The sequence below is a fragment of the Flavobacterium limi genome (assembly GCF_010645075.1).
Lineage (GTDB): Bacteria > Bacteroidota > Bacteroidia > Flavobacteriales > Flavobacteriaceae > Flavobacterium > Flavobacterium limi.
The window spans coordinates 144913-158614 of the sequence record NZ_JAADZV010000008.1; the positions used below are offsets into that span (position 1 = coordinate 144913).

Genomic DNA, 13702 nt, shown 5'->3' on the forward strand with positions numbered 1-13702 from the left:
CAAAATTGATGAAAAAAGATTCTAATATTCTGAAAATTAGAGCAGCAATTTTTCTTATTGCTTTAACGGTCATAAATTCATTTGCGCAGCAACAACGAATCGTACAGGATATCTCCAATAACGACTGGAAGCTCTGGCTGGATCCAATAGCACAATGGCAAAATGATGTTTTATTTGCACCTCCGGTTGATCTTAAAAAGTTACCTGTAAATATTCCGACAGGCGGCTGGCTGTCACTTCAAAAGGGTGAAAGCAAAACGGTACATCTTCCGGCGACGGTAGAAGAGTTTCATTGGGGATGGAATAAAAATGCTTTTGGGGTTTCGGGAAATTATTTGGGTATTTCCTGGTTTACAACACAGGTCAAAGTGCCTTCGTCAATGAAAGGGAAGCGAATTGTTTTGCATTTCGAAAGTGTCCGTTTCAGGGCTGAGGTTTTTGTAAACGAAAAACTGGCCGGTTACGATTTGATCAACGGAACTCCTTTTGACATAGATATTACCGATTATGTAACTGCAGGAAAATCGAATTTCATAGCGGTCCGAATTACAGATCCGAATGGAAATTTTGACTGGAGGGACAGTTCGAATTATATGTGGGGAGACTATCGTACCAATCCAACTCACGGTTTTGGTGGTATCACCGGAAAAGTAAGTCTTGTAGCTACAGACAATGTTTTTGTAAATGATGTTTTTATCAAAAACAAACCAGCATTAAACGAAATCGATGCTGAAATTTCGTTGACAAATAACACAGAAGCAACTTTTAAAGGAAGTGTTTTATTAGAAGTCAGCGAAAGAAAATCAGGAAAATTAGTTTGGAAAAAAGACTTTCCGATAGAAGCAGGGAAAGGAGAAAATATACCGCAGTCTTTTACAATTAAAGTAGATAATGCAAACCTTTGGGATGTTGATAATCCTACTTTATATGTATTGAAAGCTTCTCTCAAAAAAGACAAAGAATTAAAAGATGCTGTAGAGAAAAAATTTGGTTTCCGCTGGTTTGAAGTCAAAGAAGTTGACGGAGATAAACAGTTTTACCTGAATAACAAACGCATTGTAGTCAGAACAGCAATTTCATGGGGCTTCTGGCCAGTAAACGGAATAGCACCAAGTGATGAACTGGCAAAAAAACAAATTGCAGACGCCAAAGCTGTTGGTTTGAATATGTTGAATTTTCACCGTACTATCGGGCAGACCAACGTTTTGGATTATGCTGATGAAATGGGGCTTTTGTATTATCAGGAACCGGGTGGAAATCAGTTTCCGGCGAATCAGTTCAACCCTAAAAATGAACTGGAAAAAAAGCAGGCCGATTTTTATTTTGCTGCCCGTGACGAAAAGTTCTTCAGAATGATCAAACGCGACAGAAGCCATCCTTCGCTGGTCATTTACAACATGCACAACGAAAGAGGGGCAGAGCCACAAAAAAGAGACAGCCTACAGATGCTGGCAGGACACAAACTGGATCCAACCCGAATAAAGACGTATAATTCCAGTAACGGTCCAATAAAAGAGGGCAAAGATCCACGCTTTAAACTGCATTTGCTTCCATATAGTAATCAGTTTTACAATTTCGGCTGGTTTGATCAGCATCATGCCGGAGGACCCGGAGTGTATCATGATAATTTGTACAGCAATCCTAAAAAGTATGCAAAATTCACTGATAACAAACAGGAAATTGTGTATTACGGTGAAGAAGGTGCCATCGGGACCCCACCAAGATTACAGCTAATCCGGGAAGAAATCCTGAAAAAAGGAAAAGACATTGGCTGGGAAAGTGACGATTATTTGAAATGGTACGATGCTTATGATAATTTCCTGAAGAAAAATGATTTCCAGAAATCTTTTCCAAATGTGGACAGCCTGACCAGAAAAATGGGGAATGTAGCCTTTTATTATCAGGGAAGAACGATTGAAAACGTACGAATCAACAATACAATAGACGGCTATGCAGTAAACGGCTGGGAAAGCATGAAACTGGAAAACCATTCGGGTATTGTCGACAATTACCGAAATTTAAAAGGAGATGCCGATCTGATTGCGCGTTACAACAAACCTTTGTATGTGGCTGTAAAACTCACTAACAAAGTCTTATCGGTGAAAGATTCTACAATGATTGATTTTTTCATTGTTAACGAAAAAGACATCAGAGGCACATTTGATTTAAAAGTGAAAGCGACCAATGACAACAAACAAATGGTCTGGACCAAAACAATTCCTGTCACCGTAACCGGAGGTACTACCTATGGCGAATTATTGTCTGCTAAAAATACTTTTGCACCGCAAACAGAAGGATACACGAAAATTACAGCCGAATTAGTTTCGAAAGACAACTCGGTTATTACGACAGGAAGCGACGAATTATTTGCCGTAAAACTGAACAAAGAAAAAATCGCTTCCAATATTGTAGTGGCCGATACGACCGGAATTGTTGGGAAATATTTCGATTCGGAAAAGATACATTTCAAAAACTATAAAAGCGGAACACCATCCGGAAACTGCCTGGTAATAGGCGGTTTCAAACCACAGCAAACCGGTAATCCTTTGGTAACCGATTTATTAGAATGGGTAAACAACGGAAACACGATTGTTATTGTTAACGATATCGACACCTGGTCGACCTATTTTGCCAAAAAAGAAGCTGCTGATTACAGGGGATTCAAAACCTTAGGAACATCGTGGTACGGAGGAAACTATTTTGTTAAAGAAACCAAATGGTTCGAAGGCCTGCCGCAATCCTGCGTGTTCAACTGGGAATACCAGTGTTTTGCTACCTACAATAAAAACCGAATCGGACTCCGAATGTTCAATGGTGAAACGATTGTGGGCTGCGTTTCTGATCATAAGCAGGAAGTCTATTCTGCCTTAACAGTTATGCCGCACGGACGAGGAAAAATCATTTTTTGTGCACTGGACATTTTCAGCTGTATAAAAGAAAACGAAGTGCTTAAAAAAGCAGAAGGCGACGGTGAAAACGCTTCTATGAAAACATTCAATGTTTCGGCTAAAAACAAAGCCAATATCGTAGGACAGCAGCTTTTACTGAATCTGTTGAAATAACAGCATATCCATTTTTTTCAGGAGCAGGAATCTTGAGGCATTTTCAGCAGCATGGTTCCTGCTCTTCGTTTTATCTTTTCTTTTTTGGCAGCAAAAAAGAAAAGGATAACACTGCAATCAGGACTAAAAGCGAAGATTTTGCTCTTTTGGCTTCATGGGTAATCGAGTATCTGTAAAAGAAATTAACGGAATTTGTACAGATGAAAATAATTTTGTTTATGTTCGGGCAAAATTAATTAGAGGTGCAATATTTCCGTTATCCGCTTCTCGTATAGATTTAATATATGCTGCTCTTGTTTCGTTCGCTTTTACCATATTTGAATGATTCCAGGTAAAAATATCTTTTCCAAAAATTAGATCAATTATTATATCTGCCATAATTCTGGAATGTCTTCCGTTTCCATTTGGAAAACAATGAATATTAACCAGTCTGTGTTTAAATCTTATAGCTATTTCGTCAGGGGGATATGTATTGTTGTCAATCCAGTAAGTTGTATCATCCAGTAGCTGTCTGAGTTCAATACCTATCATAATCCATTGTACGCCTATATTTTTTTCCGATCTTCTAAATTCACCTGCCCAGTACCACACTTTGTTGAACATTCTCTTATGGAGATTTTTTATAAAATCTTCAGTTAATATTTGCTCTTTTTTTGTTTTTAACCGAATAGTCCATTCAATGGCTTTTTCAATATTTAGTTGCTCATGTTCATCCAGTTCTCCATGGGTAGTAATTGTTTTTATTAAAAGCCCTTCCTTTTCTTCTTCACTCAAAGGTGTCTGGCCGTCTTCATAAATAAGCTCTAATCCCATAGTGATCTGCGCATTTCCCTTTTAATTTCGTTGGCTAATTCTTTTATAGCTTTACTGATCTGTTCATCACTGTTCCCCTGATTTTCTAATTTCATATTGTTGCTTGTCCGGAGAACAATCTTTTTTGAAAGTTCGAGTGCTTTATAATCAACTAAGTTTTCGAGTGTTTGATCTTTGGGTACAAAACCGTATACAAATTTCATATTTAAAGCATTGCCTGCTTCTTTGAGGGACTTTAATGTTATTGCTCCTGTAGCTTCTCTTTCTTCAATTTTTTTGACGCCTTGTTTAGTCATATTTATTCTTGTGCCTAATTGCTCAAGAGTCATATTTAGTGCTGTCCTGATGCTGTAAATCCATCCTTTTTCCGGAATAATTACTTTTTCCGACTCTTTGAAGACTTGTAGCTTTCTATCGAGCTGCTCTAATAGTAATTTTTTCTGATTTCGCATTGATATTATTTTTAATAAATTTTATACAAAAGTAAATATATTTATTTAAAAATAATAGTTTAAGTAAACAAATATGTGTACAATACGCACTATTAGTCTATTAATATGTTTATTTAATTTTAATATTGTAAACATATATGGGTATAAATTATTTTAAAAGTATATTTAAATATTTACTTTTTTAGTTAGTTTTATGGAGTATCCAAAAATTAATATTAGTCTTAAAAGCATTAAACATGCTCTAAGAGGTCAGTGTAAAAGCATGTCAAATTTTTATTATATTCGCTGAATTAATATCTGTAATCTTATGACACAAGGGGGACTCAAAGTTTATGGATTGGAGCCATTTTATGGCTGGTATAAATGAGTTAGGCGCATGCTTTGAAATCACTGCTAATGAAAAACACGATTGAAAAACATTTTGATGGAATAAATATTCATTCAACTTTAAAAATCAACTCAAGTAAAATTGGAAAGATTGTACTCGCAATTTTTTTAATAATATTTCTTGGAGTTTTATCATTAGTTTTGTCAACCCTTGAGAAAGATGAAATTGCATCTGCAATAATTCCAGTATTAATAATCAGTGCGATTATAATTATCTTTCCACTAAGATATTTAATCTGGAATATTTATGGTAAAGAGGTTTTGATTGTCAACTCAAAATCGATTAGTTATTATTATGATTATGGTTTTTTCAAAACAAATTTCAAAACTATTCTTTTCACTAGACTTGGAACTCAAATCGAGTTTGTGAGAGAATATGATGGAATAGAAAATGGAAGATTAATTTTTTATAATTATCGTGAAATTGATGATTTGCCTGAAGAAATTCACAGGACATCAATATTGATAGATATAGTTACACTTGAAGTAATAAATTGTGAAATTACAGAATTATTTGAGAGTAATAATTTCCTTTTTTCTAACAATTAAGCCAGCTCCTAACAGCGGTAGCTGTTGCACAACTCCCAATATTTTAAAACCATTTCTAAAAAAGTAAAATTCCAACCTCTTTTAAAGCTATTTAAAGGATGGTTATTTTTTAGTCAAAATTCAAAGTTGCATTTTTTTTGATAGTTGAAAAAAGCTTTATCAAGTAAACTTGCCATTCATATAGGAGACGATAAAGGCAGTTGGAAAGGTTTTATAATTGCAGGTTTTTGTTTCGTTTTACCAGCCGTTTTTATAACAGTTTACTTGTAATGCTTTTATCTATTATAGTTTCAGCGAATCTATGCACATAATATGTCTGCTCCTCAGTAAGCCTTCCGATGCTATCATAAATATATTTATATACTTCTTCTACATATTCTTGCAAAACTTTGTTTTTTTACAATTGTTTCTTCTTTTTGAACTTTATTTGATTCAATTTTAGTAACAAATTGTGGTTTTTTACAGGATAATATTGTTTTAATGGTGATCTATAATTATTTTTAATTTCCCAATCGACGTCATCATAAATGTACTCTTCTGTAATGTTATAATCAATATCAGATACATATTCAAAACCTGGAATTTGATCTAAAAGTGTTTTAATCCTACCATGTCGATCTACTTCCATGTATGAGTCTCGTCGAATATCATTGCTAATAAGTGCAGTTTACAGAATCTTTTAAGTTTTCATTTGTATAACTGCTACGAATTTGTGATAATAAGCCATTATAGAATTGACTATTTTGACAATAAGCAGAAATCGTAGATGATGTTGTAACGAAAAAAAACAATAAAAAAACGTTTTCATAAACCCTCTATTTTTACCGAAAAATAATATAATTTTTTGATTTTGAACTAGTATTTTTTTTATACTCTAAAATTCTCCCGCTTAAACGCATGCATATCAATAATACAAAACTAAAACATCATTTATGCTGCTTCCTATATTCCATAGGTGTAACACCATATTTCTTTTTAAAAGATTTGTTGAAATATTTGATATCCGAAAACCCCGTCATATAGGCAATCTCCTTAATTAAAAGCTGGTTGGTGGTAATTAACTGAGCGGCACGTTTTATACGGATATCGCGTATAAATTCAACAGGGGAGTAGCCGGTAAGACTTTTGATTTTATAATAAAAAGTAGTTCTGTTCAGTCCGACAAACGATCCCAGGTCTTCAACGGAAAAATCGTTGTTATCAATGTTTTCTTCAATAATCTGAATTACTTTCAGCATAATTTCCTCATCCTGATCTGAAATCAAATGCGGCTTCGGATTGAACTCTTTAAATTCAGTTTCTTCAATAGCACCAAAAATTTCCTGTAACCGTTTTCTCTGGTTCAGAAGATTTTCGATTCGGGCTTTTAAGTACGAAACGCTGAAAGGCTTGGTAATATAATCATCTGCGCCATATGTCAAACCTTCAAGCTGACTCTCAATGGTGGTCTTTGCCGTCAGCAGAATGACAGGAACGTGACTGGTTTCGATATTGGTCCTGATTTTTTTCAGGAGTTCGATACCATTCATTTCAGGCATCATAATATCACTGATGATGAAATCAGGATTCTCATCCATAATCATTTGATAACCAATTTTTCCGTTTTCAGCTTCCAAAACCTGATAGTCGCTTTCGAGGATATTCGTTATAAATTTCCTTAATTTGACATCATCTTCGACAATTAAGATTTTAATTTTTTCGGAATTGTTTTTTGGAAGAGAAAGAACCGATATTTCTTCTGTATCAGGTATTTCCGGATTTTTTTCTTCCAAATCGAAAACAACATCTTCAGGAAAATGCTCTTTGCCAAGTTTGAGGTATACAGAAAAAGTACTTCCCTTATCCGGCTCGCTAATCAGATTTAAAGAACCGTTGTGTTTTTCGATAAGTTCCTTAACCAGCGATAAGCCAATGCCGGTACTTGGATTACTTCGTTTTTGGTTAAAAGAAACAAAGCGTGTAAAAAGCCTCCCTATTTTTTCCTGAGAAATTCCGATGCCTTCATCAATGATGTCGATAGCAATTTGATTTTCATCTTTTGTAATCCTGACTTTAATAGATTTCCCGTTTGGCGTATATTTAAAAGCATTCGACAGCAGGTTCATGATTATTTTTTCCAGGCCATTTTTATCTGCCCAGATTTTGGTGTTGCCAGCTTCTTCATGAAAAGTAAAATTGATTTGCTGCTCTTTAGCTATTTCGACAAAATCATTGAAGATGGCTTTTACAAATTCGGCTATATTGATTTCTGAAACCTCAAGGCTGACATCCTGAAATTTACGCAGATCGAGAATTTGGTTCACTAATCTCAGTAGGCGGTTCGAACTTTGTGAAACATACGAAAGCTGCTGCTTTACGGGTTCCGGTGTTCTGTTGTCATTGATAAGATATTCAATGGGGCCGGAAATTAATGTTAAGGGCGTGCGGATTTCGTGTGAGATATCAATGAAAAATTTTTGCTTCATATCTGACATCCGTTTTTCTACTTTTACGTTTGTCTTTAACCTGTATATGGTAATCAGGGTATAATTGATAAGAAACAGGATAGCGAGAATCAGAATTACATAAAAGATATAAAAAACAGTCGTGTTCCAGATAGAGGGTCTAACGATGATTGGGAGCTGCCTTTTGTTCTCAACCCAGATTCCCTGACTGTTGGTTGACTTTATTTTAAAGATATAATCTCCCTTTGGTACATTTGTATAGATAATACTGTTTTGATTTTGAACATAATTCCAGTTTTCATCAAAACCTTCTAATTTATAGGCGTATTTGATGTTAGATGAATTTGTATAATCCAGCGCAGCAAATTCAATTTTAAAGAAGTTTTGATTGTGTTTCAGAACAAGTTCTTTGCTGTTGTCAATTGAAGTATCAAAAAGAGGTTTATTGGCCGGTTCTTTTTGGTTCATGACTTTAAAATCGGTTAGTGCGAGATAAGGGGAGAAGCTATTTGACTTTATCTGATCCGGAAAAAAGTGCAAAATACCATTCGCATAGCCAAAAAGCAATTCGTTGTTTTGAAGGCGGAATTTTGTAGCTTCAGAAAAATTCTGTCCTTTTGTAATCAGTTTTATCTGAGGAAAAACTTCAAAAACCTCCCTGCCCGGATTAAAACGGGTCAGATTATAATCTGCAGCCACCCAGATTTCCCCATTAGCATCTTCCTGAAGCGAAATAATATTATCTGATGGCAAACCATCGCCTTGTTTGAAACTTTTAAAACGTAATGGAAAACTCAAAGCATCTTTTTGGATCACCTTGTCAATTCCACCGTCTGAGGTTGCTAAAAAAATGTCATTTTTTCGGGTTACACAAATATCGATAATGTCATTTCCACTAAGGCTTTTATCCGAATTAGGTTCAATTTCGTAATGATGTACCTTTCCATTTATTTTATTCGGATTAAAAACAAGCAGACCATCTGTAGTTCCGGCATAAATTAAATTTCCTGAATGGCTCATACAGCGAACCTTTTTGAAGTCAGTTTTAGGATAGGATTTCCAGTCGTTTTTATAATGAATAAATTTATTATTGCTCAGCAGATTTATTCCGTCAAGTGTACCTATCCAGATCTGATTTTTTTTATCCTGATAAACAGAATAGATATCATCATTCGATAAGCTGTACGGATTTGATTTTTCGTTTTTATAATGTGTCGCTTTATAGTTAAAAGCCTTTACAGGTACAAATTTATAAAGTCCGTCACCTCTGGTTCCAATCCAGATAGTAGCATTGGAATCTTCTGTGATGCTGTAGATTGTTTTGTTCCAGTTCGATTTTTCTGCCAGGCTGCCGGAAGGGGAGAGATGACCTATTTTATTTAAATTTTTATCCAGAAGGATGAGCTGGTTTCCTTTGGTACTGACCCAGACGTTGCCGTTCTTTTGCTGAAAGATACAGCGTACTTCAGAATCGAGCAACGGAAACGTTTTGAAATTATGATTGCTGAAGCTAATTTTTGTAAGTCCCGAAGCTTGTGAGCTGTACCATAAATTTCCTTGTTTGTCAAAATAGGCACAGTGGAAATTTTTTACCTGATTGTGAGAAGACTCAGGGGTCAGTGGAACCAGTTTTTCAGTAGCAGGGTCAAATCTTGAAAACTTTCCGCCATTGGGCTGAACCCAGATTTCGCCTTTCTTGTTTGAAAAAACAAAGGCATGTTCTGAAGTCGAACGATTTTTGGTTTCCTGAAAATCAGAAAGGAAATATTTTAATTTTTGGGTATTGAAATCAAATAAATAAATTCCTTTTTCATTATCCCTGACAAACCAGAACAAATGGTTTTGGACTATTGAAATAGGAACCAGATCAGCCGTTTTTAATTGCGGATACGATTTCGAATCATAAATCTGAACGTTATGGTTATGAATATCAACAGTTGCAAAACCTTTCTGATCGCTAATAGCCAGAATAGTCTGGTCATTTAGCTTTTCAAAACGGGTGATATTGGCATCTATTTCCAGTCTGCTGGTTCTGAAAGTGTGGTCTGTTTTGGAGTATTTTACTATTTTGCCATTAGAAGCACCAAACCAGATTTCGTCCTCAAGTTCAATTGCAGTATGAAATGCTTTTGCAACAGTGTTTTTATTTGAGAAATAATGAATCGGTTTTTCGAGCTTGCTTTTTTTGATGAGTGTAATTCCGTTGTCTGTCAGCAGCCAGGAATTTTGCTGTTTATCTTCATAAACAAACCGTACGCTGGCAGCAGGCAGATTGCCGGATTTTTGATTGTATACTTCGGTGTTAAATGCAGCATCTTTTACAAGAATACAACCTGAAGTTTCAGATATAAGCCAGACGTAACCGGATTTCTGGGAAATTATTTTAGTGAGCGGAAAATCCTGAACAGAAGGATTTTTGATAAGGGATGTACTCCAGAATGATTCGGTTTCAGGGTTAAAACAATAAGTATTTGACTGAGCCGAATTAGATCTGATCCAGATTCTGCCGTATTTGTCTTCAACAATTCGGTCAATCCTGTTTTTTTTCATAAAAACCTTATCAGAAGGTCTTGATTTGTAATTTTTAAAAGTATATCCGTCGTATTTGCTTAATCCATTATAAGTTGCCAGCCAGATAAAACCTTTTTTGTCCTGTAATATCTGATTGATTACATTATGCGGAAGTCCTTCTTCGACCAGATAGTTTTTAACAGCATAATTTTGCTGTGCCAAAAGACAGGAGGTAAAAAAAAGAGCTAAAAAAGAAAGTAAATATTTGGAGATGAGTTTTTTCATTAAAGCTACAGGACTCAATAACGGATTTTTGGATTATTATAATTTTCTTAAATGAAGGCAGGCATTATATGATAATAAGTACTATTATATTTTATGGTATTACTTGCGAATATAATTAATTATTCCCTCGATATTTCAGGAAATTAAATCTTCAGTTTAAGCCTTTTGCTAAGCTTCAATATTCAACATTAATATTGTGCATATTTTTAATCTCAGCCATTACAAAAGTGCTCTGGGTACTGCCAATACTTTCTACAGCCCCTAGTTTGTTAAAAACAAAATTCTGATAATGCTTCATATCTTTAGCAAATACTTTCAGGATAAAATCATAATCTCCTGAAATATTATAACATTCTACCACTTCATCAATTTTCATTATATCTTCAACAAAACTGTGTCCTATGTTACGGTCATGCTGTTTCAGTTTGATATTACAGAAAACAATAAAACCATGACTGAATTTTTCATGATCTATTAAAGCAATATATTTTTTGATGTACCCGTTACTTTCCAGTCTTTTGACACGCTGCAGTACAGGGGTTGGGGAAAGATTTACCTGTATAGCGAGCTCTTTGATGGTGTAATTCGAATTGTTTCCCAATATTTTTAATAAAAGCAGGTCTGTAGTATCCAGTTCTTCCATGGCGTAAAAATCTTTTTAAGTGTCAAAAATACATTTAAAAAAGTGAATTATGCTTATTTATAAGTATTAAATAGCTTAATTGTCTTATTTAATTGAATTTTATGGTTTTTTTTTGGTGTATAAATTATCTTTGCATAGAGAATTAAACTGAATTTGTATTCAGTTTTTCTTTCTCTTTTATCGATAGAATCAGGTTTTACTTAGCTGTAAATTTAAAAGGGAATCGTGTGAAAATCACGAACTGTCGCGCAACTGTAAGTAACTTAAAATTGTTACAAGTCAGATACCTGCCTAATTTGAATTGACGATGCTTTCGCGATAAGGAGCTTAGGTCAGATCAATATGTATTATAAGTCTTCCAAAAACCAATTGGCTTTCAGGTATTCTTTTGTATATATTCAGTTTTCTGCTTTCCTTATTTCCGTTTGCCCTAATTAGATCGTATAAAATATTTATTGTTGGATTGCTAAACATAACACCAGAATAATTTTATGAAATTTTTAGTTACCGGAGGAACAGGATTTATTGGCGCTCGTGTAGTAGCCAATTTGTGGGAGCGTAAAATCCCTGTAGTAGTAGCCGATTTGAATCTGAATATGGAATGGACCAAACAGATTGCTCTTTTAAAATATAAAAAAGATTCTGCAAAGATGTCTGAGATTCAGGAGCAGATAGATCAGACATCATTTATCAATCTTGATGTATCTAATAGGGAGCAGGTTAACAGTGTGTTTCTTAATTTTCCCGGCATTACTCATATAATTCATCTCGCATATCTAATGAGTGCAGAAGTAGAAGCTGATCACCATCGTGGTGCATCCGTTAATATGCTGGGAATGATTAATATGTTTGATATGGTTGCTGAGCACAAGCTTTCACGTCTTGTTTTTGCCAGCAGCGAAACTATTTATGGAGCAAACCATAGTGCCTATGGTGATGAGAATTATGCCGTGAAAGAAGAAAACTATTGTTCTCCTGACGATCATTTTTATACTTATGGGGTAATGAAAATGCTTAATGAGTTTACGGCCCAAAAATATATGAAAAACAAAGGAATTAGTATCGCTGCGATGCGTCCGCCAATTGTCTATGGCGATGGACGAATGAGAGGTTCAGTTCTCTGGGCCTGTGAGTTTGCTACAAATCCGGCATTAGGTAAAAAAGCCAAACTTCCTTTTTCGAAAGATTCGCGAGATTGCTGGATATATGTTGATGATGCAGCTGAGCAGTTTGTGAGGCTTGCCCTTAAACCAAAACTCAACCACTTTGCCTATAACAATGGAGGTCATTCTGTAACGGCAGAAGAGCTGATGCAGACTGTTAAAAGCATTATTCCGGATGCAGAATATGAGTTTGATGAAAGTGTTCCGCGTACATCATTAGTCGATCGTTGTGACAGCAGCCGTTTAGAAAAAGAGATTGGATTTATTCCGAGGTCTCTGGAGGAAGGGGTGAGAGCTCAGATCCAGGAAGCCCGTCAGAGGCAGCTGCAAAACAGTTATTAAAAATTTTATTGATACTTTAAATATATTATATGTCAGGATTTCGCAATACAGTCGTGGGGAGTTACCCTCGTCCGGAAAAATTAGAAGATACCATGAAACGCCCGGTTATGAATCAGCAGGAAGTTGATCATTACATTAAGTGGGCAGCAAAAGACCAGGCTGGCTTGGGACTTGATACAATTACTGATGGAGAAGGATATAGAGAGAATATGTACTATTTTTACCAAAAGCGTATCGATGGGATAAGTTTTGAGGATATGCCTAAGGTTACATTCGGTACAGCCGGTTTCGGAATCGAATGCCCAAGAGTAATCGGAGAACTTAAAAATTCACGTTTTGATACAGCCCGTAACTGGAAAATTGCACGTGATGCAGCGCCTGCTGATGTTGATGTAAAACTAACAGTAACCGGACCGCATGTACTTTATCGTTTCAGCGTTAATGAGAGAAAAGATCTTTACCCGGATGCACAGGCTTTATGCCGTGCATGGGCTAATGTTTTGAGGGATGAAATAGCAGAGGCCATAGAACTGGGATGCAGACATATACAGTTTGACGAACCCATGTGGACAGAATCTCCGGAAGAAAGTCTTTGGGCAGCTGAAATACTTGCTGAACTGATTGAATCCCTCCCTCAGAAAGTCCGTATTGGACTACATGTCTGCGGTGGAAATCCGAGAAGAAAGCGAGTTTACTTCACTAAATATACTGATCTTGTTGAAGCATTTAAAAGAGTTCCTGTTGATGAACTCATGCTGGAACATTGCACACTTGGATATAATATGCTGGAGCTGTTTGATATTTGGGATTATAAAGGGGATTTAGCTTTAGGAGTGATAGATCAGCGTAGTGATGAACTGGAATCTGTAGAAGAAATCCGTGAGAGAATAAGACCAGCCCTCGAATATTTCCCGGCTGAGCGTCTAATACTCACCAGTGAATGCGGATTTGGACATGTTCCTATTGATATTACACATTCAAAATTAAAGCGTCTTGTCGAGGCTTCTAAAATTTTATAAATTACACTTTAAGGTTCTGATGTGCTCAGGAC

At 35.5% G+C, this 13702-nt stretch carries 9 protein-coding genes and 1 riboswitch; of the genes, 4 read left to right on the forward strand and 5 right to left on the reverse strand.

What is annotated here, in order from left to right; all coding sequences use genetic code 11:
* The first annotated feature begins 8 nt into the window (after positions 1 to 8).
* Positions 9 to 3062, forward strand: a complete 3054-nt coding sequence (locus GXM16_RS16725; protein WP_163395639.1) for a glycoside hydrolase family 2 protein — start codon at positions 9 to 11, stop codon at positions 3060 to 3062.
* Between the two features lie 216 nt (positions 3063 to 3278).
* On the opposite strand, the gene GXM16_RS16730 is transcribed toward GXM16_RS16725, so the two are convergent.
* Both GXM16_RS16730 and GXM16_RS16735 read right to left on the reverse strand, forming a co-directional pair.
* Positions 3279 to 3875, reverse strand: coding sequence for a mobile mystery protein B (locus GXM16_RS16730; RefSeq protein ID WP_163395640.1), 597 nt, complete (start codon positions 3873 to 3875; stop codon positions 3279 to 3281).
* Positions 3866 to 4327: a mobile mystery protein A gene (locus GXM16_RS16735; RefSeq protein WP_163395641.1), complete on the reverse strand. Its 462-nt coding sequence runs from the start codon at positions 4325 to 4327 to the stop codon at positions 3866 to 3868. Before GXM16_RS16735 ends, GXM16_RS16730 begins: the two co-directional genes overlap by 10 nt.
* A 396-nt stretch (positions 4328 to 4723) precedes the next feature.
* Between GXM16_RS16735 and GXM16_RS16740 the strand changes: the two genes are divergently transcribed.
* Positions 4724 to 5263 carry a hypothetical protein gene (locus tag GXM16_RS16740; protein ID WP_163395642.1) on the forward strand — a complete coding sequence of 180 codons (540 nt, stop codon included), beginning with the start codon at positions 4724 to 4726 and terminating at the stop codon, positions 5261 to 5263.
* Between the two features lie 397 nt (positions 5264 to 5660).
* Here GXM16_RS16740 and GXM16_RS16745 read toward each other — a convergent pair whose 3' ends face one another.
* The 3 genes from GXM16_RS16745 to GXM16_RS16755 form a co-directional block, all read right to left on the reverse strand.
* The gene (locus GXM16_RS16745; protein WP_163395643.1) at positions 5661 to 5891 is read right to left on the reverse strand and encodes a hypothetical protein; all 231 of its coding nucleotides are present in this window, start codon (positions 5889 to 5891) and stop codon (positions 5661 to 5663) included.
* Between the two features lie 298 nt (positions 5892 to 6189).
* Entirely contained in the window at positions 6190 to 10503 is a 4314-nt protein-coding gene (locus GXM16_RS16750; protein WP_163395644.1) for a hybrid sensor histidine kinase/response regulator transcription factor, read from the reverse strand.
* Positions 10504 to 10678: 175 nt separating this feature from the next.
* The gene (locus tag GXM16_RS16755; protein ID WP_163395645.1) at positions 10679 to 11146 is read right to left on the reverse strand and encodes an Lrp/AsnC family transcriptional regulator; all 468 of its coding nucleotides are present in this window, start codon (positions 11144 to 11146) and stop codon (positions 10679 to 10681) included.
* Positions 11147 to 11320: 174 nt separating this feature from the next.
* Positions 11321 to 11455: riboswitch (cobalamin riboswitch) on the forward strand.
* Between the two features lie 182 nt (positions 11456 to 11637).
* Between GXM16_RS16755 and GXM16_RS16760 the strand changes: the two genes are divergently transcribed.
* Positions 11638 to 12651, forward strand: coding sequence for an NAD-dependent epimerase/dehydratase family protein (locus tag GXM16_RS16760; protein WP_163395646.1), 1014 nt, complete (start codon positions 11638 to 11640; stop codon positions 12649 to 12651).
* Between the two features lie 29 nt (positions 12652 to 12680).
* Entirely contained in the window at positions 12681 to 13670 is a 990-nt protein-coding gene (locus GXM16_RS16765) for a cobalamin-independent methionine synthase II family protein (RefSeq protein ID WP_163395647.1), read from the forward strand.
* Positions 13671 to 13702: the final 32 nt, after the last annotated feature.